Below are 23,692 nucleotides of genomic sequence, written 5' to 3' on the forward strand. Positions count from 1 at the left end.
TGTCCTGCTTTGTTTTGTTACACGTTAAATCTGAAGTTAACTACATCACCATCTTGCATAATATACTCTTTTCCTTCAAGTCTATAGAGTCCTTTTTCCTTAGCAGCTGCTTCAGAGCCACATTCAACTAATTTATCAAAGGAAACTATTTCTGCTCTTATAAAACCTCTTTCTATATCCGAATGGATTTTCCCAGCGGCAGCAGGGGCTTTTGTTCCAATGTTTATAGTCCATGCTCTTATTTCTTGAGGTCCTGCAGTTAAAAAGCTCATTAAACCGAGTAGCTTATAACTTGAGTGAATAAGTTTATCAAGGCCCGTCTCAGTAAGACCATATTCCTTTAGAAGTTCCATTTTTTCATCATCATCCAAAGTTGATAATTCTTCTTCAAGTCTGGCGCAAACTACAATTACTTCTGAATTCTCAGTTGCAGCAAATTCTTTAACTTTTTTAACCATATCATTTTCTGTATTACCAGACATTAAATCATCTTCGCTTATATTTGCAGCATATAATACTGGTTTTGCAGTAATTAAGAAAAGAATATTTACAAAAGCGGCTTCATCTTCGTTGAACTCTAATGTTCTTACTGGAAGATTTGCTTCAAGGTGTTCCTTTATTCTTTCCATAAGAGCATATTCCATTTTGGCTGTTTTGTCACCAGAACGAACAAGTTTTACTGACTTTTCCATTCTTCGGTCGATTACGTCAAGATCGGAAAAAATAAGTTCTAAGTTAATAGTATCTATATCACGTGTAGGATCGATAGCGCCATCTACATGCATGATATTATCGTCATTAAAACATCTTACCACATGAACAATAGACTCTACTTCCCTGATGTGAGATAAAAATTTATTACCTAAACCTTCTCCTTTGCTTGCTCCTTTTACAAGGCCTGCTATATCATAAAATTCAATTGCAGTACGAAGTATTTTTTTACTATTATAAATAGTTTGTAGTACATCCAATCTTTTGTCAGGTACACTTACAACACCTATATTTGGTTCTATAGTGCAAAATGGGTAATTAGCAGATTCTGCACCTGCCTTTGTTATTGCATTAAACAATGTGCTTTTTCCTACATTTGGTAGACCTACAATTCCTAGCTTCATATATATGTACATTCCTTTCGTGCGTTTAATATTATTAATTTCTTATAAATTATACCCTACATCTTAATGCATTTCAAGAAAGTTAATTAGTACAACAGTTTGATTTGACATTCGCACATGTGATAATTATGTATTTTTAGTTAATAAATTCAAATAAAATCATAAAAAGTTTAATTGTTTTTAAAAAATAAAAATAAAACAATAAAACAAGAAGGAATTTTCATTTTTCTATAGAATTATATTTGTTAGTGGTTTAAAATGGTTTAAAGTGGTTCAAAGTGGAGTAAGTTTATAAGGTAGGGGATAAAATGTTTATTGGTGAATATCAACATGCCATCGATAGTAAAAACAGAATGATTATTCCCACCAAATTTCGAGAGGGATTAGGCAGTGAATTTATATTGACTAAGGGCCTAGATGGATGCTTATACATATATACAATGGTTGAGTGGAATATAATGGAGGAAAAATTAAAGAAACTTCCATTGACGAGTAAAGATGCTAGGGCATTTGTACGGTTTTTCTTCTCAGGAGCGAATGAAATAACAATAGATAAGCAAGGAAGAGCTTTAATACCACAAAATTTATGCGAATATGCAGGCCTTCAAAAGGAAATAGTAAGTATAGGAGTATCAACTAGAATAGAAATATGGTCTAAGGACAAATGGGATAAATACAATGAATCAGATATGGATTTTGATGAAATAGCAGAAAAAATGAATGAATTAGGTATATAAAAGGAGATTAAAAATGGAATTTAAACATGTATCAGTTTTATTAAATGAGTGTATTGATGCACTAGATATTAAAGAAGATGGAATTTATGTTGATTGTACATTAGGAGGTGCAGGGCACTCCTTAGAAATCCTAAAAAGACTATCACCTAAAGGAAGGTTAATTGGAATTGACCAAGATGCGGATGCATTAAAAGCTGCTAAGGAAAAAATTAAAGAATATAACAATGTTACATATGTACATGATAATTTTTATAACATTGAAGCAATACTTGGCAAACTTAAAATAGAAAAAGTAGATGGGATTTTTATGGATTTAGGGGTATCGTCATATCAATTAGATAATGCAGAACGTGGTTTTAGCTACATGAGGGATGCGAATCTTGATATGAGAATGGATAGGAGTAAGGGGATAACAGCATATGATGTGGTGAATAACTATGAAGAGCCACAGATAGCGGAGGTTTTAAAAAATTATGGCGAAGAAAAATTTTCAAAAAGAATTGCTAATTTCATAGTAGATAGAAGAAAAGACAAACCAATTAATACTACTTTGGAACTAGTGAATGTTATAGATGCAGCAATTCCCGCAAAGTTTAAGAGAGATGGAGGGCATCCAGCTAAAAGAACATTCCAAGGAATAAGAATTGAAGTTAACGGGGAATTAAAAATATTAGATAAAGCAATCGAAGATGGAATAGCTAGACTTAATCGCGGTGGAAGAATGGCGATAATTACATTCCAGTCACTTGAAGATAGAATTGTTAAAGTTAAATTTAAAAGTTTAGAAGATCCATGCAAATGTCCAAAAGAGTTACCTATGTGTGTGTGTGGTAAAACACCGATTGTGAAACTTATAAGTAGAAAACCTATAAGGGCAACAGAGACAGAGATAGAAACAAACTCAAGAAGTAGAAGTGCAAAACTAAGGGTAGCGCAAAAAATTTAGTTCTAAATTGTGGATGGGGTGAATAAAGTGATAATAGAAAAAAATAAGTTTATAATGGATGGAAATACAGTTTTAGCACCATATGAACCATTAAAAAAACGAAAATATGAAGATCTAGAAAAATCACGAAAACAGACACAAAGCAGTAAAAAGCTGAAGGAAATGAAAAAGAAAAAAAACGTTCTTTTGAATATTAGTTTAGGGTTTGTTATTGGAATGATAACAATTGCTAGATATTGTATGATTTATAATTATCAAGATGCGACTTCTAAAGTTAAAGCTGAAATAGAAATGGTCAGTAAAGAAAATGACGCGTATGATGTAGAACTGATGAAGTTTAGGAATATAGGTTACATTGAGAAAACAGCGACAACAAAACTTCATATGGTTAACCCAAAGGTTAGTGACATACAATACTTAGATTTGAGTAAAAACAATTTAGAAACAAAAGAACAGTTAGAAGTGAAAACAAGTAACGATATAATAGATAAAATTAAAAATATTATTTTTTAGTCGATAATTACTATTTGCTTTGAAGAATTAGCAAGGAGGAAACAAATTGGCAAGAGGGGAGTATAGAGACAAGGTAATAGTTAAGCGTAGAATGTTGGTTGTCTTTTTCCTGCTTTTTCTTTTGCTTTCTCTATTAATTGGTAGGTTGAGTTACGTAATGATAGCTAAAGGGAAGGATTATAAAGAAAGAGCAATTTTGCAGTGGACAAGTGACGTTCGTATTGAACCAAAGAGGGGGAGGATTTTAGACAGAAATGGAAAAGATTTAGCTATAAGTGCAAATGTATTTAGAGTAGACTTAGATCTTAATTCGCTACGTGAAACTACTAGAAAAAATAAGCTAAGTATGAAAGATATTGCACCAGAAATCGCTAAAATACTTGGAATGGAATCTAGTGAAGTTTTACCTATTTTGACTAAGACTAATTCAAAGGGAAAACCTATTGGAGCAGCAATTTTGAAGAGAAGAATAGATAAAGCTACAGCTGATAAAATTAGCGATTTTTCAAAAGAACAAAAGCTTCGAGGAATTGTTATTACTGGAGATACAAAAAGATATTATCCCAATGACAATTTTTTATCAAATGTTCTAGGGCATACGAATTCTGATGGCAATGGACTTACAGGTGTTGAACTGTATTACAATAAATATCTATCAGGTATACCTGGAATAAAAATTTCGGAAACCGACAGAAAAAGTGAAGAATTGCCTTATACAATCTCAGATTATACAAAGCCTATAGAGGGCAAAGATGTAGTGCTTACTATTGATGAGATGATTCAATATTTTTGCGAAAAAGCGGCGAATCAGGCTATGATAGATAATAAAGCAGCCGGGGTTACTATAGTTGCAATGAATCCTCAAAATGGGGAAATACTGGGTATGGTGAATAAACCAGACTATAACCCCAATGACCCTTGGGATCTTAGTAAAAGTTATGATGAAAATCAAAAGGCGTGGAGAAATAGGGCAGTAAGTGATACGTTCGAGCCTGGGTCTATTTTTAAAGTTGTAACGGCTACGGGGGCTATGGAAGAGAAGCTAGTTAAGGAAGATGATGTATTTAACTGTACTGGTAGCACTGTAGTTTTAGGTAAAGCGGTAAAGTGTTGGAAAACTACAGGGCATGGATCTCAAAATTTTGTAGATATATTAAAAAACTCTTGTAATGTTGGATTTATGGAACTCGGTAGAAGACTAGGGCCGGAAAAATTAAATAAGTACATTGAATTGTTTGGGTTTGGTAAAAAAACTGGTATTGATTTAAATGGAGAAGCCTCAGGAATAATTAGAAAAGCAAAAGATATGACTGCTCTTGATGTAGCAGTAACAGCCTTTGGTCAAGGGAATACTTTATCTTGCATACAGTATATGGCAGCTTTTAATGCCATTGCAAATGGAGGAAAACTTATAACACCTCATGTTATGAAAGAGATAGTAAATTATGATGATTTAAATAATAAAAAAGTCCTGCAAAAATATTCGAATTATAATGAAAGAAAAATAGTGGATGAAGGAGTTACAAAGCAACTTCGATCTTATCTTGAACAAGTTGTAGAAACTGGTGGTGGTAAGAAGGCATTTATTGCAGGGTACCATATTGCCGGAAAGACAGGAACTGCTCAAAAGATTAGTGCGACAGGGCCTGGCTATGCACCAGGAAAATACGTCTCATCTTTTGCGGGGATGGCACCTGCAGATAATCCTCAAATTTCAATATTAATTAATATTGATGAACCAGACCCATCTTGGTATTATGGTGGTCAGATTGCAACAGTAGTTGGAAAGCAAGTATTTAATGATATTTTCAATTATTTATCCTTTAAATCTGATGCTTCAAAGGAGGAAACTTCAAAAAGCTTATTAAAGGATGTTATTGTGCCTGAAGTAAGGGGCCTTAAGAAGCCGGAGGCAGAAAAATCATTGAAAGATAATAACTTAAAGGTAAAATTAAGTTCAGATGGAGAAGTTATTACTGATATGACTCCGAAACCTGGATATACGGTTAAGGAAGGAACTGAAATTATTTTACACGCTGGTGAATTAAAAAAAGATAATAATATGGTCATGGTTCCAAATATAATAGGAAGTAGCCCGGAAACAACTACTGCACTTCTAGGAAGTCTTGGACTAAAAGCTAAATTTGTTGGTAATGGAATAGTATCAGAACAAAGCATAGAAGGCAAAGAAGTAAAAAAAGGAACTACGATAACAATACATCTAGATATTACGGCTGACTAGTTAAATCATCATCTGCGATGCTGTAATATTAATGACTTCAGAAGTGAATTTATATCCCGCGGAATACTTTACTTTGTTATAGTATGTAACACCTACTTTTAGAAAAGGGTGACTTTACTTCTGGAATGTCATTAAAAATAGTGTATAATTAGGTGATAGGCACATAAAAATAAAAACCGACAGGACTCAGCAATTCTGAGCTGTCGGATTTGCCATGTAAAAGGGGAATAGATATTATGAAGTTTAAAAAAATTATGGAGAATATTAATTTCAATTTAATCCAGGGTAATATGGACATTGATATAAAGGAAATTCAATATGATTCAAGAAAAATTAAAGAAGGAGATGTATTTCTCGCCATAGAAGGATATAATCTTGATGGTCATAAATATATACAAAATGCAATTAAAAATGGAGCGGTTGCTATTGTATGCCAGAAAAATATAGAAGAGCATTTAAACTGTGCGGTGATTAGAGTAGAAGATAGCAGAAAAGCATTGGCCATAAGTGCAGCTAATTACTATGAAAATCCAAGTCGTAACATGAAAATGATAGGAGTTACAGGTACTAATGGAAAAACAACTTCAGCTTTTATGATTAAAGCTATTTTGGAACAGCAAGGGTACAAAGTTGGACTTATTGGAACCATTGCAAATTATATTGGAGAAAAGAAAATTCATACAGAGAGGACTACTCCGGAATCACTTGAATTACATGAGCTTTTTAAGGAAATGGTGGAGTCGCATGTGGATTATTGTGTTATGGAGGTGTCTTCGCACTCTTTAAGTTTAGACAGGGTATATGGAATAGAATTTTGCGAAAGTATTTTTACAAATTTAACTCAGGATCATTTAGATTTCCATAAAACATTTGAAAATTATTTTAATGCAAAATTAAAGTTATTTAAATTAAGTAAAAGCGCTGTAATCAACATTGATGATGTATATGGCGCAAAAGTCTATAGTTTAATTAAAAGTAGAAAATTAAGCTATGGACTAAATAGCAATGCAGATATTATGGCCAGTGATATAAAAATGCATTCACGGGGAAGTGAATTTACATTAGGGTACAAAGAAAACTCTTTTGAAATAGAATTGAGTATACCAGGAAATTACAATATATATAATGCGCTTGGGTCTATAGCAGTTTGCTTAAATCAGGGAGTAGACCTAGCTAAAATTAAACTAGCTCTACAAAAACTTCAAGTGCCTGGGCGTTGTGAACTTGCTTACAATAACCATGAGTTGGGATTTGAAATAATTTTAGACTATGCACATACACCGGATGCCTTAGAAAACATACTAAAAACTGTCAGGGAATTTACAAAGGGTAAACTTATAAGTGTTTTTGGTTGTGGTGGAGATAGAGATAAAACCAAAAGAGCTATAATGGGCAAAATTGGAGCTCAGCTAAGTGATTTTTCATTAATAACTTCAGACAATCCAAGAACTGAAGATCCTATGCAAATAATTAATGATGTAGCATCCGGTATTGAAAAACATAATTTCGAAATTATAGAGAATAGGCGCGAGGCTATAAAACGAGCAATTGAAATTGCAAGATGCGGTGATATAATTGTTATTGCAGGAAAAGGGCATGAAGACTATCAAGTTTTGAAAGAAAAAACTATACATTTTGATGAGAGAGAAGTTGTTTCAGAGATAATAAAGGAGCTATTTTAGATGGAATATATTAGTTTTGACGAGATATTAGAGGCAACTGGGGGTAAAATAGTAGTTAAAGGCGAAAATGTATTATATAATAATGTTTGTATAGATACAAGAACTATAAAAGAGAAGGATATTTTTATAGCATTAAAGGGTGAAAATTTTAACGCTAATGATTTTATTGTTGAGGCTAGCAAAAAAGGAGCTTCAATTTGCATAATTGATGAAATGAAATTTGGTAAAGCGATGCTTAATAAGAAAACAGCTGTAATTAAGGTAGCGGATACTAGAAAAGCACTACTTAATCTTGCAAAATTTTATATGAATAAGCTAAGTTTAAAAGTAGTAGGAATTACCGGATCTACAGGCAAAACATCCACAAAGGATTTGGTTGCAGCAGTGCTTGGTGCAAAATTCAAAGTGTTTAAAACTTTGGGCAATTTTAACAACGAGATTGGGCTACCTATGATGATATTTAAGTTAGATAAAAGTTATGATGTTGCAGTTCTAGAAATGGGTATGAGTGATTTTGGAGAAATTCATAACTTATGTGAGACTTCAAAACCGAGTATTGCTATTATTACTAACATTGGAATGTCTCACATTGAAAATCTTAAAACTAGAGAAAATATTTTAAAAGCTAAGATGGAGATAACAGATTTTTTTAGTAAAGACAGTGTTTTAATTGTAAATTCAGACAATGATTTATTAGAAGATGTAAACACATCAAATTATAAACTTATAAGAACGGGAATTGATTCTGAAGCTGATTTAAAAGCATGCGATTTAAATGTAGAGGAAAAGAAAATAACCTTTCGCATAATGGACAAGAAAAATTTGATAGATAATATTATTGAGGTGAATATACCAGGAAGGCATAATATATTAAATTCCATGCTAGCAGTAGCTTGCGCTAGGGCAATGGGCATGAGTTATAATGAAATTGCTCAAGGTTTTAAAAAGTTAGAAGCTACGTCTATGCGTTTAGATATAACAAAAGGTAAAAAGTTTACTATAATTAATGACTGCTATAATGCTAGTCCAGACTCAATGATAGCCGCAATTGATGTGCTTTGCAATATTAGTGGGAATTCTAAAATCGCGATTCTTGGTACTATGAGGGAACTCGGAAATTGCGCCACGCAGGCACATAAACAAGTCGGAGAATATGCAAAACGTAAAAATATTGATTTACTAATTACTTTAGGTGAATTTAATGAAGCATATAAAGAAGGATTTAACGATATAGATAAATATAGAAGTTTTCAAACCTATAATGAGGTAGTTTCATTTTTGGATGGAATGATCAATAAAGATGATGTTGTTTTAGTTAAAGCTTCAAGATATATGAAATTTGAGAGTATAGTTAGCGAACTAACGAATTTACATTCGTTCACGAATATAAATGCTAAAGAGGTGATAGAAAAATGAGTTTAATTATTTATTCGGTTTTAATTGCATTTTTCCTATCAATTGTACAAGGACCATTAGTAATTCCAATGTTACATAAACTTAAATTTGGTCAAAATATAAGAGCAGAAGGGCCTAAAAGTCATCTAAAAAAAGCAGGGACACCTACTATGGGTGGTATAATATTCATGATTTCTACAATAATTACAATGTTAATCCTTGTTAGACATACCAGCGATGAAGCTATGATTGCAATGTATTGTTTTATAGCTTTCGGATTAATAGGACTTATTGATGATTTGCTGAAAATAATACGTAAACAAAATGAAGGACTTACATCTAAACAAAAGATGTTACTTTTAGTTGTAGTATCAGGATTAATTGGCTATTACTCTTCGATTAAAATAGGAACGGATATAATAATACCATTTTCTGATAAAGTTGTAAATTTTGGTGTCTGGTATGTGCCTTTCATTATTCTATATTTTGTAGCGACAACAAATTCAGTTAATTTAACAGATGGAGAAGATGGTTTAGCTACTTCAGTTACCATAATAGTTATGACATTTTTTGCATTGGTTAGTAATATGATGTTTCATACGACTCTTGCAATATTCTGTGCTGCACTTGCAGGTGCATTACTAGGATTTTTAAAATACAATTCTTATAAAGCACAAATTTTTATGGGAGATATGGGGTCGCTTGCACTTGGTGGCGCAGTAGCTGCAGTGGGTATGATACTAAAATCACCTTTTTTAGTGTTTATTGTAGGGGGCATATATGTTATAGAAACTCTTTCTGTTATTATTCAGGTTTCAGTATTTAAGGCTACAGGTAAGAGAGTATTTAAGATGTCTCCAATTCATCACCATTTTGAATTAAGTGGATGGCATGAAACTAAGATTGTTGCAGTATTCTCCATTGTAACAGTGATTTTATGTTTAATTGGATTTCTATCCTTTTCCTATTAGTGATGTAAGGAGGATATAGTATGAAAAAATACAAGGTTAAAATGGGACAAATAGACTTTATGTTATTTGCAACCATAATGCTTCTTGTGGCAATCGGAGTGGTAATGGTTTATAGTGCCAGCTCATATTATGCGGCTTTTAAATTTAACGATCCAGAATTGTTTTTTAAAAAACAATTTATGTGGGCAGTCATTGGCTGTGTTTTTATGTTTACAGCTATTAAAACTGATTATCATATTATAAAAAAATACACTGGAATTATCATGATAATCACTGTAATATCTTTACTTGCTGTATTTGCATTCCCACCTATAAATTTCTCTAGACGGTGGATTCCATTAGGATTTGCAAAATTTCAGCCATCGGAAGTTGCAAAATATGCTATAGTATTATATATGGCTAAAAGCTTAGATTTAAAAGGGGAAAAAGTCAAAGAATTTGTTAAAGGGGTACTTCCATACCTATTAGTTTCGGGCTTTTATGCAGGTTTAATTTTGTTAGAGCCAAATTTAAGTATAGCAGCTATTATAATGATTGTTACTATAATTATTTTATTTGCAGTAGGCGCAAAATTTCAACATCTTTTTGCTATAGGATCATCGCTGGTAGCTGCGGTTGTTGCTCTAGCAATTTTTGAACCATATAGATTGGCTAGGGTTATGAATTTTAGGGACCCCTTTGCCGATAGTCAAGGTAAGGGGTATCAATTAGTTCAATCATTACTTGCACTTGGGTCAGGAGGATTTACTGGTTCAGGAATTGGCCAATCAAGGCAAAAATGTTTATATATACCGGAACCACATACGGATTTTATTTTCGCAATAATTGGAGAAGAATTAGGGCTAATCGGATGCGGTTTTATAATTTTATTATTCGTTATTTTTGTATGGCGTGGTATTAAAATAGCAGTTACGGCGAGAGATATGTATGGTACTATTTTAGGTATTGGAATTACATCCGTTATAGCTGTTCAAGCAATTATTAATATAGCAGTAGTTACTGGGTCAATGCCAGTAACAGGTGTGCCGCTTCCTTTTATAAGTTATGGTGGTTCAGCCCTGGTTTTTAATATGTTCGCAATGGGAATACTTTTAAATGTGTCAAGACAAACTGCAAATAAAAATTAGAATAAAAGGCATGCATATGTGCATGCCTTTTTCTACGCTTAACGACATTTAATAAGGATAGTTTCCCTCTTATATAAGTGGGAGTTCCGTGTTATAACAAAAATAAAATTTCAGTGGGGGATAACAATTGAGAATTGTTATCTACTCCAGAGGTCTACAAAAGGGGAAATCTCCTTCTGAAGTCGTCAATGCAGCTTCGCAGAAGATGATTTAATTTTGCAAAATATTAATTTTTTTAAAATACTGATAAATACATTGAAATTGAGATGTAAATAATTAAGTTAAGTGTTATTATATAATAGAGGCAAATTTTAAACCATATTTATGTAAATAAACTTGGTTATTCGTTATAATCTACAAATTTAGAATGTTGTATTTTACTAAACTAATTTGTAAAAAAAATATATATTATTGAATGCGGGGAAGTGAATGGCAAAAAAGAGTAATAATCTTAAAAAAGGTAATTATATTATAGAAAACAAAGAAAAATTATTACATAGAAGAAAAAGCAAAAAAAAAGTAAAGTATTTAATGTTACTAGTCATAATTATGATATCTACATTAATTACATTATGCATTAAATTGCCTTATTTTAATATTGCAACTATTGAAATTATAGGAAATATGAATGCTTCTAAAGTTGAAATCAATGATACGGCAAGTATTCACTTAGGAGATAATATTTTTTCAGAAAGTTTCAATGATAGCAAGCAACAAATCATGAAAAATCCGTATATAATAGGTGTAAAAGTTAAGAAAGACCTGCCTAATAAGATTGTAATAGAAATAGAGGAAAGAGTAGCTGTATTTTATGGTAAATTAAACAACACTTATTATATTCTAGATAACAAAGGTATTCTGCTTGAAAAAAGGTCTAATGTTAAAGATATGAACTTAGTGAATTTAATTGGATTCAATTTTGAAAAATGTGAAGTAGGTAATTTAATTGCGCCAAAGAATGATAGAAAAATAAATATTGCAGTGGAAATAACAAATATTATTGATGATTATAGAAAGAATAAAGGCAATAATATTATAACAATGGTAGATGTAAGCAATGTATTAGATATCAAGGTTTACGCGGGGGGGATGTGCATTAAATTTGGTACAAGCGAAGACTTAAAAAACAAATTTAATAAGTCAATAAATATTATTACGCAACCTCAATATAAGAGTGAAAAGGGATATGTAGATGTTAGTTCTAAAAGCAATCCAGTTGTGTTTATAGAACAAAAGAGTAAAAAATAACAATATTTATCTCCCACAGAGAGTAGCGAGGAGGAAGTCTATGAAAAAGTTTAGATCCCAAATATCCATTGGTATAGTATGTGTATTATTAGGATTTATGATCTCTTACCAATTTAAAATGATAGGAAAACAAAATTCGGCAGCAGTAGTAGATAACAATAAGAATACACCAGAAATTATAACTGAAAACGAGCAACTGAAAACGAGCAAAGAAGTTATGCAGAAAAAGATTGATGATTTAGATGCTAAAATGGCGAAATATGAAAAGACAAATCTGGGAGATAATGGAAAAAGTGAGTTGCTGTATAAAGAATTGGAAGAAACAAGAACTCTTACTGGAGAAACCGAAGTAGAAGGGCAAGGCATAATAGTTTATATAGATCCTAAGAGTGACATTTTTGGTAGTAACACTGAAAATCAGCAGGCGATAAACGATGTGGATTTAGCTCATATAGTAAATGAATTAAATTCAGTAGGTGCTGAGGCAATTTCTATTAATGATATTAGGTTAACTACCCGCAGTGGAATAAGAAACGCTGGAAATGCAATTATTATAAATGATGAAAGAATTTCTTATAGTAAAAGAGTCACTATTAAAGCAATTGGAGATAAAGCAAGGCTGGAAGGTGCTATAAAATTTCCAGGAACAATCTCACAATTCTTGAGTGGTGCATGTGATGTAACTACGAATACAGTAGATAAAGTTGTGATTTCTAAATATAACAAAGTATATAAATTCGAGTATGCAAGGCCAGTAGAAAAGAAGTAGAGGTGATTAAATGGTTGCTTTTGTAGGGTTATTAATAGGAATTATATTAGGAGTCGTATGGAATGTTGATATTCCGGTTGGATTTTCTCCGTATATTTCTGTAGCAATTTTTGCGTGTTTAGATTCAGTTTTTGGTGCGTTAAGAGGGTCAATTTCTCATAATTTCAGAGCGGATATTTTTATATCAGGTTTTTTTGGAAATGCGGTGTTAGCTGTAGCGATGGTTTATCTAGGCGATAAATTAGGAATTCCAATTTATTTAGCGGCAGTTATAGTATTTGGTGGAAGAATATTTGAAAACTTTGCAATTATTAGGCGACTTTTAATAGATAAAACCAAATCTCATTAATGAGGTGATTAAATGAAAAATAATGAAGCTACCGTTTTTGTTTTTATTGCTTCAATAATCCTAGGACTTCTTATTGCTATGAATATTGGATTTGAAGGGAAAAATACTGTTTTAGATGTAAAACAGTATGATGTAGCCTACAATGAGAGAACTAAATTGTATTCTGAATTAAGCAATTTAAAAGAAGAATATTATAAAGCTTATTCAAAGCTCGAAAAATATGAGAGTAGTGATGAAAAAAAAGCTGAAATTACTAAAGTTATTCAAGATGAAGTTAGTAATAATAATATATTCTTAGGTAAGACTGATGTTAAAGGTCCTGGAGTTGAAATTACATTAGATGATGCTGATAATTATGTTAATAGTAATCAGTTAATTCACGATAATGATGTTATTCAAGTGATAAATGACCTAAAAAATGCAGGGGCAGAAGCAATTTCTGTTAATGGAGAAAGGATTATTTATAATAATTATGGATTCTGTGGTGGGCCTTATATTAATTTGCATGGTGTTAAGATAGTAAGCCCATTTTTAATCAATGCCATAGGGAATAAAGATGTGTTATACAATTATTTAACACTAGAACAAACATATATGACATTATTGAAGACTAGAGATGTTAAAGTTAATATTCTTAAGACGGATAATGTAGAAATATTGGGATATACGGGCTATTTTAAATATAATTATATGAGCCCCACAAAAAAATAAATTAGTTTAATTAAAAATAATATTAATTTATAAAAAAATGAAGGAATTCTATGTTAAATGAAGAAATAAGTAGAAATGGAGATTACAATTAACAATTGTTTTGTGTCATAAAGATGATTAAGGAGGGGACGGATAGTTGACTATTGGGGAAACTTATAACAAAATAAAAAATGAACTTCCAGAAGAGGTAACACTAATATGCGTTTCTAAGACTAGACAAATTAATGAAATAAAAGAAGCATACACATCAGGGGCTAGAGATTTTGGAGAGAATAAGGTACAAGAATTAATCGGAAAATATGATAGCTTGGATAAAGACATAAAATGGCACTTTATAGGACATTTACAGACAAACAAGGTGAAATATATAGTTGGAAAAGTTTATCTTATTCATTCTTTAGATAGCGTACATTTATTGCAAGAAATTGAAAAGCGTTTTGCTTCTAAAAATGAAATTGCCAGGGCTTTAATTCAAATTAATATAGGAAAAGAAGCTGCAAAGACAGGTATAGCTGTTGAAGAAATAAGTTCTCTAATAAAAGCGTGTGAAGAATGTAACAATGTAAAAATTAAAGGACTAATGGCTACAATTCCCATCGGTAACGAAGAAAGTAGTAGAGGATACTTTACTCAGATGAAAACTATATTTGATGATCTAAAAACTTTTGAATACAAAAATGTTTCCATGGAAATTCTATCATTAGGTATGAGTAAAGATTTTCAAATTGCTTTAGAACAAGGTGCTAATATGATAAGACTTGGTGAGAAAATATTTGGTAAACGAGATTACAAGAAACTGGAGGTATAAAAATGTCAAGTAAAGTAATGAATAAGGTTATGGGATTTTTAGGTATGGCAGAGGAAGAGGAGGATGAAGTTCAAGAAATGGAGAATGAAGAGGAAAACGTGGATATTGAATCATTGATGAATGCAAACAAAAATCAAAGTAAAGTAGTAAACATTCATACCTCGATATCTACAAAAGTAGTTATCATAAAACCAGATGATTTTGATGAAGCAATTACAATCAGCGATAATTTAAAAGCTAGAAAAATCGTAGTAGTTAACACTAATGGATTAGAAGCTAAAACTGGGCAAAGGTTATTAGATTTTGTTGGAGGAGTATGCTACGCTTTGAGTGGTGAGCTTCAGCAGGTAGAAAAAGGAGTGTATATAATTTCTCCTTCTAATGTAGAAGTTGATAATGCATTGAAAAATGAACTAAGCTCAAAAGGAATTTTTAATTGGAATAAATAAAATGAAAATATTTTAAGGATAGCAATGAATAATTGTATTTACATTTGAGAAGTTCAGGAGGTTATAAAATTTGTATAGATTAATTGGAATGATTTTTAATGTGTTAGAGTATGCAATTCTTGCGGAAGTGGTTTTGTCTTGGGTTTATAGGGGGAGGTCAAACCAATATATAGAATTATTACATAAAGTAACTAGACCTCTATTAGAGCCAGGTAGAAAAATTCAAGAGAAATATTTTAGTAATACAATGGTAGATTTTTCGCCAATAATTGCACTTTTTATTTTGATGATTTTAAGAAAAATTGTGTATATTATACTGTGAATAATTTAGTAAGGTAGGATTCAAATGGATAAAAAAAATTTTCTTAATAGTATAAATTGTGATGATAAAAATTTAATTTCTAACATATTTAGTAAAATACAAATAGCTGAAAAGACAAATAAAATCATATTTACTAATGATTTTATATCTCCGGCTATATGGAATCAAGTTTCGGCTATATGTGAAAATTATAAAACGAAAGTGTTCACTAATGGTATATTTAAAGATGCTGACAGGAGAATGGTATCATTTTCAGTTGCCGGCGAACCTAAAGAATATCCTATAAATTTATTGAAAATAATTAATAAATCCAAGTTTAACAAATTAGAGCATAAGGATTATTTAGGTGCAATAATGTCTCTAGGAATTAATCGAGAAAAACTAGGTGACTTAATAATTCAAGATGCAATATGTTATGCACCAGTTTCTAGTGACATTAGTAATTACATAATTAATAGTTTAAATGGTATAGGAAATTGTCCATGTGAAGTTAGTGAATATGATTATATATTACAGGACCTTCCAGAGAGGAAATTCCAAGAAAAAATCATTATTTCTACGTCACTTCGCCTTGATAGTATGGTTTCAGCTATATGTAATATTTCAAGAAATAATTCAGTTGCACTAATATCAACAGGCAAAATATTAGTGAATTATTTTCAGTGTTTAAAAAAAGATAAGGTTATCAAAAATAATGATACTTTAACAATTAGGGGATATGGAAAGCTAAAAATTGCAGATATTAGAGGGATCACTCAAAAGGATCGTTTGAAAGTTGCAATAAAGCAATATATTTAGTTAAGGGGGAGCAAGATGAGAATAACATCTATGGATATTAACAATAAAGAGTTTAAAAAAGGCTTAAGAGGTTACAATGCTGATGAAGTCGATGAATTTTTAGATAAGGTATCTGAAGAATATGAAATTATGTATAAAGAAAATTCAACTTTAAAAGAAAAAAAGAACTTTTTAGAAGAAAAATTAGAGCATCATGTTAAAATAGAATCTACAATTCAAAATACATTAGTATTAGCTCAAAATGCAGCAGAGCAAGCAAAGTTTACTGCTCAAAAAGAAGCAGAATTGGTTATTAAAAATGCGAATGACTCTTCTCAAAGGTTAATAGATAAGGCTCATAATGATGTACTTAAGATAAATGATGAATATGAAATAACTAAGCAAGAATTTGCAAAGTTTAGAACAAAATTCAGAAATTTTATGAATTGTCAATTTGAGATGTTTGAAGGCTTAGAAAATGACTATTTTAGAAATTACAATTTGGGTAATGAAGTTAATGATAATATAAGCGAGAGTGAAACAGATGTTTCGTTAAAATATTCTGAAGTTACACTCAAAGACATTGACGAAAAAGAGTTTAATAGCGATGATATAGAAGAAATAAAAACCTTTTTTGCAAAAGGGTAAAAACATAGAGATCTCACTCACTGGGTGAGATTTTTTATGTAACAAAACTACTAAACTGAATCAGTATAGCGTGTACTGTACTAGATATTTTAAGGAGGAATAGAAAAGTGAATATAGGTATTATTGGAGCAATGAAAGAAGAAGTTGAATTTTTAGTTAGGGATATGGACTTTAAAAGAAAAGATGTGAAGGCTAAAATGGAATTTAGGCTTGGTGTTATACATAATAAAAATGTAGTTGTAGTTACTAGTGGTATTGGCAAAGTTAATGCTGCGGTTTGTGCTCAAATATTAATTGATGATTTTAATGTAGATTATATTATAAATGTTGGAATTGCAGGGGGGACTGTCGATAATATATACCCAGGGGATGTTGTAATAGGTGAGAATTTAGTACAACATGATATCGATGCGTCTGCATTTGGTGAAAAAAAAGGACAGATCCCAAGATTAGATACTTTTGATTTCAAATGTGATAAGACGCTAATTCAATATGCGAAAGAAGCATGTAAGGATATAAAAGGACATAAGCATTTTACGGGAAGAATTGTGTCAGGAGATCAATTTATTGCAGAAGCTTCTAAAATAAAATGGCTTAATTCTGAATTTGAATGTTTGGCTTGTGAAATGGAAGGAGCAAGTATCGCTCAAGTGTGTTACTTAAATGAAATTCCATTTATTGTTATTAGATCAATATCGGACAATGCAAGTAATGGTGCCCATATGGAGTATGATAAATTTAAAGATATTGCTGTGGAAAATTCTACAAATATTTTAAATAATATGTTGAAATTGATTTAAAAAAAATTAATTATTATTAAATAAGTGTAATAAAATTCTTTCCATGAGAAAACATAAGTATATAGAAGTTTTATTTTTTTTATATTACTACTATATTAAAACTAGAGGAGTTGTTATCATGGAAAAGAATAAAATACAATATTTTAAAGAAAAATTAATAAGTGAACAGGTGCGAGTCCTTGATATTATTAATCAAATGAAACAAAATGGAGTTATAGATTCTAACAGTGAAATGGCAACCGAATTGTCTTTTTATGACAATCACCCGTCTGATACTGCAACTGAATTATTTGATAAGGAAAAGGGGCTCGCACTTAAGGGGAATGAGATGTCAACTATAAAAAAAATTGAAGATGCTCTAAAAAGCATTGAAAATCATACCTATGGTAAATGCAAGAGTTGCGGCATCGATATAAGTGACGAACGATTAGAATTTACACCTTACGCAGAAAACTGTGTGTTATGTCAGAAATCCATAGATAATAACAAGCCAGCAGAGCAAAACAATAGATGCGTTGAGGAAGATGTACTTGGGATACCCTTTAGATACAGTAATAGCGGTGAAGTAGGTATTGATGCTGAAGATACTTACCAGGTAGTAGAACGTTTTAATAAATTAGAAGGTATATCTGAGTTTTATGATGATGACGATGACGGTTATGTTGAACCTATAGAGAAAATAAGCAATGACCAATATAAAAATCAGTTACCAGATTAAATTAGGCAGACTAAAAAAAGTATATATTGCAAAGAAATTTTTAGTTTAAAAACTACATTTGTAGCAATATATACTTTTCTTTTTTATATTAAATAGGAGTATATAACTGTTTAGAAAACAATAACAATCATAGACATGTGCAGTAATATATATACATGGAGATGATTTGAATGAATATATACAAACCACAAGAATTTGCTGAAATGATAGGGGTTTCAGTAAGAACATTACAGAGATGGTATAACGATAAGAAGTTAATAGCTTTTAGAAATCCTTCTGATAGAAGATATTACACCCATAACCAATATGTTGAATATATGGGCTTAGAAAGTATAAGAAAAAAATAGAAGGAGATAAGGAAATTGTTAAGAGCATATAAAACGGAAATAAACCCAACAGAGGAACAAAGACGACAGACTCGTCAAAGCATTGGTGTTTGTAGGTATTTATACAACTTTTATTTAGCTAAAAATAAAGAATTATATAACCAATTCAAAGATGGATTAATTGATAAAAAACAAGCTTTTATAAGTGCCAATGATTTTGATAAATTCATAAATCATGAAATTAAAACACAAGAAGAATTAACGTGGATTAATGGGTGTGGTTCAAAAGCTAGAAAAAAAGCTATTTGTAATGCTGAAACTGCATCTAAAAGGTTCTTTAAGGGACAAAGTAAATTTCCCAACTTCAAGAAAAAGAAGAACCAAGATGTTAAAATGTATTTTCCTAAAAACAACAAAACTGACTGGATAGTAGAAAGACATAGGATTAAAGTGCCGAGTCTTGGCTGGGTAATGCTTAAAGAAAAAGGATATATCCCAACTAACTTAAAAGTGACTAGTGGAACTGTAAGTTTTAAAGCAAGTAGGTATTATGTTTCTGTTTTAATTGATGTTAAAGACACCAATGATTATTCCACTTCTGAGAATCAAGGAATAGGAATAGATTTGGGAATAAAAGACTTGGCAATAGTTAATACAATAGAGGAACCATTTAAAAATATAAATAAGACTAAAGAAGTTAAAAAATTAGAAAAAAAGTTAAAAAGAGAACAAAGGAAGCTTTCAAGGAAATATGAAAGTTTAAAAGTAAGAAATAAAAAAAGAAAAAAAGAAGGAGGAAATGCTACTAGACACAATATATCCAAGGAAATAGCCATTGTACAAAAACTTCATCAAAAACTTTCTAATATTAGAACCGATTATGTTAATCAAGTAATTAATGAGATAGTAAAAACCAAACCGTCTTATATAACAATTGAAGATTTAAACGTAAAAGGAATGATGAAGAATAAGCATTTAGCAAAGGCAGTAGCACAACAAAATTTTTACGGCTTTAGAGTTAAACTTGCTTTCAAATGTAAGCTTAATAATATAGAACTAAGAATTGTTGATAGATGGTATCCATCAAGTAAAACGTGTTCTAATTGTGAAAGCATTAAGAAAGATTTAAAACTTTCAGACAGAATGTATGTATGTCCAGTATGTGGACTTATAATTGATAGGGATAAAAATGCTAGTATAAACCTTGCAAATGCTATAATATACAAAGTCGCATAATCAAGCGAATGTATATGTGTACCGATGGCTAGTCGGGAATTTACGCCTTTGGAGTGTTATATCAAATGTTAGTAGTGTCAGCAATGATATGAGGACAGACACAATGAAAAAGGAATTTTCTTGGTATGGATATGTTTGTCCATATTTTAAGTAGCAGGAAGGGTATGGAGGTATTAATTATTTTCTTAGGGCTTATATTGGACAGATTAGCCAAAGTTTGGGCACTAAGTTCTTTGAGAGAGAAAAATGGAGTTGTATTAATTAAAGACTTTTTTAAATTAGAATATTTAGAGAATAGAGGAGCGGCTTTTGGGATTTTGCAAAATAAATTGATATTGTTAGCTTTAGTTACGTTACTTATTATATCAGGTATGATATATTATATTATTAAGTATAAGCCAAAATCGAAATTCCTAAGGATAAGTTTTGCTTTAATTATAAGTGGAGCACTCGGAAATTTATGTGATAGAGTATTTTATAAATATGTAGTAGACTTTATTTTAATTCATTATAAAGAGGTATATTCTTTCCCAACATTTAACATAGCTGATATGTTAGTAGTTGTGGGAACCGCGATTTTGGCAATTTCTATAGTAAAGGAAGAGGTATAAATGGACAGATATGAGTTTAAAGTTGATGAAAATTCAGTTGGTACAAGATTAGACGTTTTTGTTTCTAGTAAGTTTGAAAATAAATCTAGATCATATATTCAAGGAATACTTGAAGGTGAAAATGCGACTGTTAATGGAAAATGTAGAAAAAGTAATTATAAATTAAAACTAGAGGAATTAATTACATTGGATATTCCAGATCCTGTAGAGTTAGACGTAAAAGCAGAAGAAATACCCTTGGACGTTTTATATGAAGATAGTGACGTAATTGTAATTAATAAACCCCAGGATATGGTTGTTCACCCTGCACCGGGCAATTATAGTGGTACATTGGTTAATGCACTCTTAAATCATTGCACAGATCTATCAGGCATCAATGGTGTGCTTAGACCAGGGATAGTTCATAGAATTGATAAGGACACATCTGGAGCATTAGTGGTAGCTAAAAATGATAACGCACATAATTCTCTTGCAGCGCAGCTTAAAGATCATTCAATGACAAGAAGTTATTTAGCTCTTGTAGAAGGTATAATTAAAAGTGATACAGGTACAATAGATGAACCAATCGGAAGACACCCTAAAGATAGGATAAAAATGGCAGTAGTTGAAAGTGGTAAGAAAGCTGTTACCCACTTTAAAGTAATAGAAAGATTTGATAGTAATACATTAGTAGAATGTAACTTAGAGACAGGGCGAACTCATCAAATAAGAGTACATATGGCAAAGATAGGACATCCTTTAGTTGGCGATTTGATATATGGTTATAAAAAGCAGAGCTTTAATTTAAAGGGGCAAGCTCTTCATGCGAAAAAACTTGGATTTATACACCCAAGTACTAATGAATACATGGAATTTATTTCACCCCTTCCAAGTTATTTTGAAAAACTGATAACTAAGTTAAAAAATAGTTGAAATAGCGCATAACATGTGATATTATAGTGGCGATACAATATCACATGTCATGTGTATTGTGTTATTAATATAATATTTATCCCTTTAAATGTTCCAGAGAGATCATAAGGATAAAGATAGTAATACTATTATTATGCAAGTATAGTATGCCTTTACCTTTTGGTGAAGGCTTTTTTATATTAAGCTTATTAAAAGAAATAATACTATTAAGTAGGAGGTTAGGTTATGGAATTTAAATCAGTGTTGTTAGATGAAAAAGCTATAAAAAGAACATTGACAAGAGTAGCACATGAAATTATTGAAAAAAACAAAGGAACAGAAAACATTATCCTTGTAGGAATAAAAAGACGAGGAGTACCAATTGCAGAAAGAATTGCTCTTTTAATAGAACAGTTTGAGGAAATTAAAATTCCAGTAAGCAGTGTTGACATTACTTTATATAGAGATGATCTTACATCAATAGACAATCAGCCAGTATTAAATAATGTAGATTTGGGCATAGATGTAATAGGTAAAAAAATTATTTTAGTAGATGATGTACTGTATACCGGAAGAACTGCGAGAGCTGCTATTGATGCCATAATAGATAAAGGCAGACCGCAAATGATACAATTAGCTGTTTTAGTAGATAGAGGACATAGAGAACTACCTATTAGGGCAGATTATGTAGGGAAAAATATACCTACTTCAGGTAAAGAAATGATTTCTGTTGAACTTTTAGAAATTGATGGAAAAGATTCAGTAAGCATATTTGAACTGTAGCTTCGAAGAAGATAAACAGCATCGAAGATGATGCATAGCTTCGAAGAAGATAAATAATCTTTTAATATAGTCCAGCGAGACTAAAAGGAGGCACTAAATGAAAAATTTTGTAGATGTTGATGAAAGATTACCTATAATAAAGACTATCCCATTAAGCTTCCAGCACTTATTTGCTATGGTGGGTGCGACTATACTTGTACCAATGCTAACAGGTCTTAGCCCATCAATTGCGCTGTTTTGCAGTGGTGTGGGAACATTATTGTATATTTTATGTACAAAAGCTAAGCTTCCAGCATATGTAGGTTCATCTTTTGCATTTATAGGACCGATGTCAGTTGCAACAAAGTTATATGGACAAAGTTCTATGTTGTCGGGTATTATTGCAGCAGGGTTTGTATATGTAATTGTAGCTTTAATTATTAAACTTGCAGGAACGAAATGGCTAGATAGAGTACTGCCCCCAGTTGTGGTAGGTTCTGTGGTAATTGTAATAGGACTTAGCTTAGCTAGCGTAGCAATAGATTGGTCTGGGCTTAATTCATCATTTACAACCCCAGCACTTGAAGGTGTATCTAGAGGTACATGGGTATTTATATCAATGGCAACACTTGTCATAGCAATAATGGGTACTATGTATTTTAAAGGATTTTTCGGGGTAGTGCCAATTTTGATTGCAATGGTAGTAGGATATACACTTTCTGTATTTCTAGGAGTAATTCCGAGTGAAGTTTTAAAGGAAATATGGTCTGCAAAATTTATTACATTACCAAGTTTTGTTATGCCTTATTTTAACATAAATGCTATTATGCTTATTGCTCCAGTATCTTTCGTAACACTCGCTGAACATATTGGTCATGTATATGTTACAAGTAATGTTTGCGGAAAAGACTTCGCAAAAGATCCGGGGCTTCATAGATCAATACTTGGAGACGGTGTCGCTACCATGTTTGCTGGGTTTGCAGGTGGGCCTCCTAATACGACTTATGGTGAAAACATAGGAGTTATGGCAATCACAAAGGTTTATAGTGTTTGGGTAATTGGAGGAGCCGCTATCATAGCAATTATATTATCCTTTATAGGACCAGTATCTGCGGTAATAGGAAATATTCCACTACCTGTAATTGGGGGAGTTAGTGTAATGTTATTTGGAATAATTGCATCCTCTGGGTTTAGAATTTTTGTAGAAGATAAAGTTGATTTTAGTAAAAAGAGAAATCTGATAATCGCTTCAGTAATAATAGTTTTAGGTATTGGTGGAGGCGGCATTAAGTTTCCATTAGCAGGGGCAGAGGTAGAAATTGCAGGAGTGGCTTTAGCAACTTTAGTGGGTATTATATTGAACTTAGTTTTACCTGAAAAGAGTAAGTCAGGAGATAATTAATGGCATTTCAGAAGGAAAGTCTCCCACTTATAGAAGTGGGAGACTTTCCTTCTTAAGTCGTTAATTTATCTTCATCGAAGCTATTCATATTCATCGAAGCTATTCATATTCATCGAAGATGAGCAGCTCCGCAGAGA

25 protein-coding genes and 1 pseudogene are annotated in these 23,692 nt (G+C 31.4%); 25 read left to right on the forward strand and 1 reads right to left on the reverse strand.

The features are described 5' to 3' along the window. Positions 1-17: 17 nt before the first annotated feature. Positions 18-1,115, reverse strand: coding sequence for a redox-regulated ATPase YchF (gene ychF, locus ACWJJ7_RS00445; protein WP_462963432.1), 1,098 nt, complete (start codon positions 1,113-1,115; stop codon positions 18-20). A 308-nt stretch (positions 1,116-1,423) separates the two neighbouring features. On the opposite strand from ychF, the gene mraZ reads away from it, so the two are divergent. The 25 genes and pseudogenes from mraZ (at position 1,424) to uraA (ending at position 23,555) form a co-directional block, all read left to right on the forward strand. Continuing rightward, complete coding sequence (gene mraZ, locus ACWJJ7_RS00450; RefSeq protein ID WP_462963433.1) at positions 1,424-1,852, forward strand: division/cell wall cluster transcriptional repressor MraZ; 429 nt, start codon at positions 1,424-1,426, stop codon at positions 1,850-1,852. Positions 1,853-1,865: 13 nt separating this feature from the next. After that, positions 1,866-2,798: a 16S rRNA (cytosine(1402)-N(4))-methyltransferase RsmH gene (rsmH, locus tag ACWJJ7_RS00455; protein ID WP_462963434.1), complete on the forward strand. Its 933-nt coding sequence runs from the start codon at positions 1,866-1,868 to the stop codon at positions 2,796-2,798. Positions 2,799-2,825: 27 nt separating this feature from the next. After that, the gene (locus ACWJJ7_RS00460) at positions 2,826-3,311 is read left to right on the forward strand and encodes a hypothetical protein (RefSeq protein ID WP_462963435.1); all 486 of its coding nucleotides are present in this window, start codon (positions 2,826-2,828) and stop codon (positions 3,309-3,311) included. A gap of 46 nt (positions 3,312-3,357) precedes the next feature. Further along, on the forward strand, positions 3,358-5,553 hold the full coding sequence (locus ACWJJ7_RS00465; RefSeq protein ID WP_462963436.1) for a stage V sporulation protein D: 2,196 nt from the start codon (positions 3,358-3,360) through the stop codon (positions 5,551-5,553). A 236-nt stretch (positions 5,554-5,789) separates the two neighbouring features. Then, positions 5,790-7,235 (forward strand): UDP-N-acetylmuramoyl-L-alanyl-D-glutamate--2,6-diaminopimelate ligase, encoded by a 1,446-nt coding sequence (locus tag ACWJJ7_RS00470; protein WP_462963437.1) that lies wholly within the window; start codon positions 5,790-5,792, stop codon positions 7,233-7,235. Next, a complete protein-coding gene (locus ACWJJ7_RS00475; protein ID WP_462963438.1) occupies positions 7,236-8,651 on the forward strand; it encodes a UDP-N-acetylmuramoyl-tripeptide--D-alanyl-D-alanine ligase in 1,416 nt (471 codons plus the stop codon). It abuts the gene before it with no gap. Then, positions 8,648-9,601 (forward strand): phospho-N-acetylmuramoyl-pentapeptide-transferase, encoded by a 954-nt coding sequence (gene mraY, locus ACWJJ7_RS00480; protein ID WP_462963439.1) that lies wholly within the window; start codon positions 8,648-8,650, stop codon positions 9,599-9,601. Before ACWJJ7_RS00475 ends, mraY begins: the two co-directional genes overlap by 4 nt. A 20-nt stretch (positions 9,602-9,621) precedes the next feature. After that, the gene (spoVE, locus tag ACWJJ7_RS00485) at positions 9,622-10,728 is read left to right on the forward strand and encodes a stage V sporulation protein E (protein ID WP_462963440.1); all 1,107 of its coding nucleotides are present in this window, start codon (positions 9,622-9,624) and stop codon (positions 10,726-10,728) included. Positions 10,729-11,157: 429 nt separating this feature from the next. Beyond that, complete coding sequence (locus ACWJJ7_RS00490) at positions 11,158-11,976, forward strand: cell division protein FtsQ/DivIB (protein WP_462963441.1); 819 nt, start codon at positions 11,158-11,160, stop codon at positions 11,974-11,976. Positions 11,977-12,016: 40 nt separating this feature from the next. Further along, the gene (locus ACWJJ7_RS00495) at positions 12,017-12,745 is read left to right on the forward strand and encodes a DUF881 domain-containing protein (protein ID WP_462963442.1); all 729 of its coding nucleotides are present in this window, start codon (positions 12,017-12,019) and stop codon (positions 12,743-12,745) included. 10 nt (positions 12,746-12,755) lie between these two features. Further along, positions 12,756-13,094 (forward strand): small basic family protein, encoded by a 339-nt coding sequence (locus tag ACWJJ7_RS00500; RefSeq protein ID WP_165412109.1) that lies wholly within the window; start codon positions 12,756-12,758, stop codon positions 13,092-13,094. A gap of 12 nt (positions 13,095-13,106) precedes the next feature. Further along, positions 13,107-13,805 carry a DUF881 domain-containing protein gene (locus ACWJJ7_RS00505; RefSeq protein ID WP_462963443.1) on the forward strand — a complete coding sequence of 233 codons (699 nt, stop codon included), beginning with the start codon at positions 13,107-13,109 and terminating at the stop codon, positions 13,803-13,805. A gap of 136 nt (positions 13,806-13,941) precedes the next feature. Then, entirely contained in the window at positions 13,942-14,613 is a 672-nt protein-coding gene (locus tag ACWJJ7_RS00510) for a YggS family pyridoxal phosphate-dependent enzyme (protein ID WP_462963444.1), read from the forward strand. A gap of 44 nt (positions 14,614-14,657) precedes the next feature. Continuing rightward, positions 14,658-15,062: a cell division protein SepF gene (locus ACWJJ7_RS00515; protein ID WP_462965050.1), complete on the forward strand. Its 405-nt coding sequence runs from the start codon at positions 14,658-14,660 to the stop codon at positions 15,060-15,062. A gap of 70 nt (positions 15,063-15,132) precedes the next feature. Further along, positions 15,133-15,384 carry a YggT family protein gene (locus ACWJJ7_RS00520; protein ID WP_462963445.1) on the forward strand — a complete coding sequence of 84 codons (252 nt, stop codon included), beginning with the start codon at positions 15,133-15,135 and terminating at the stop codon, positions 15,382-15,384. Between the two features lie 24 nt (positions 15,385-15,408). After that, a complete protein-coding gene (locus tag ACWJJ7_RS00525) occupies positions 15,409-16,182 on the forward strand; it encodes a YlmH family RNA-binding protein (protein ID WP_462963446.1) in 774 nt (257 codons plus the stop codon). 15 nt (positions 16,183-16,197) lie between these two features. Beyond that, positions 16,198-16,809: a DivIVA domain-containing protein gene (locus tag ACWJJ7_RS00530; protein WP_462963447.1), complete on the forward strand. Its 612-nt coding sequence runs from the start codon at positions 16,198-16,200 to the stop codon at positions 16,807-16,809. A gap of 107 nt (positions 16,810-16,916) precedes the next feature. After that, positions 16,917-17,609, forward strand: a complete 693-nt coding sequence (locus ACWJJ7_RS00535; protein ID WP_462963448.1) for a 5'-methylthioadenosine/adenosylhomocysteine nucleosidase — start codon at positions 16,917-16,919, stop codon at positions 17,607-17,609. A gap of 118 nt (positions 17,610-17,727) precedes the next feature. Further along, a complete protein-coding gene (locus ACWJJ7_RS00540; protein WP_462963449.1) occupies positions 17,728-18,327 on the forward strand; it encodes a TraR/DksA C4-type zinc finger protein in 600 nt (199 codons plus the stop codon). Positions 18,328-18,497: 170 nt separating this feature from the next. Continuing rightward, positions 18,498-18,650: pseudogene (locus ACWJJ7_RS00545) on the forward strand (helix-turn-helix domain-containing protein); the annotation flags it as partial. 39 nt (positions 18,651-18,689) lie between these two features. After that, positions 18,690-19,889 carry an RNA-guided endonuclease InsQ/TnpB family protein gene (locus tag ACWJJ7_RS00550; RefSeq protein WP_462963450.1) on the forward strand — a complete coding sequence of 400 codons (1,200 nt, stop codon included), beginning with the start codon at positions 18,690-18,692 and terminating at the stop codon, positions 19,887-19,889. A gap of 164 nt (positions 19,890-20,053) precedes the next feature. Next, on the forward strand, positions 20,054-20,500 hold the full coding sequence (gene lspA, locus ACWJJ7_RS00555; RefSeq protein ID WP_462963451.1) for a signal peptidase II: 447 nt from the start codon (positions 20,054-20,056) through the stop codon (positions 20,498-20,500). Beyond that, positions 20,501-21,412, forward strand: a complete 912-nt coding sequence (locus tag ACWJJ7_RS00560) for an RluA family pseudouridine synthase (protein ID WP_462963452.1) — start codon at positions 20,501-20,503, stop codon at positions 21,410-21,412. Between the two features lie 225 nt (positions 21,413-21,637). After that, on the forward strand, positions 21,638-22,174 hold the full coding sequence (gene pyrR, locus ACWJJ7_RS00565; RefSeq protein WP_462963453.1) for a bifunctional pyr operon transcriptional regulator/uracil phosphoribosyltransferase PyrR: 537 nt from the start codon (positions 21,638-21,640) through the stop codon (positions 22,172-22,174). Between the two features lie 97 nt (positions 22,175-22,271). Beyond that, the gene (gene uraA / locus ACWJJ7_RS00570; protein ID WP_462963454.1) at positions 22,272-23,555 is read left to right on the forward strand and encodes a uracil permease; all 1,284 of its coding nucleotides are present in this window, start codon (positions 22,272-22,274) and stop codon (positions 23,553-23,555) included. The last annotated feature ends 137 nt before the right edge of the window (positions 23,556-23,692 follow it).

This window comes from Clostridium sp. CM042, from assembly GCF_055080995.1.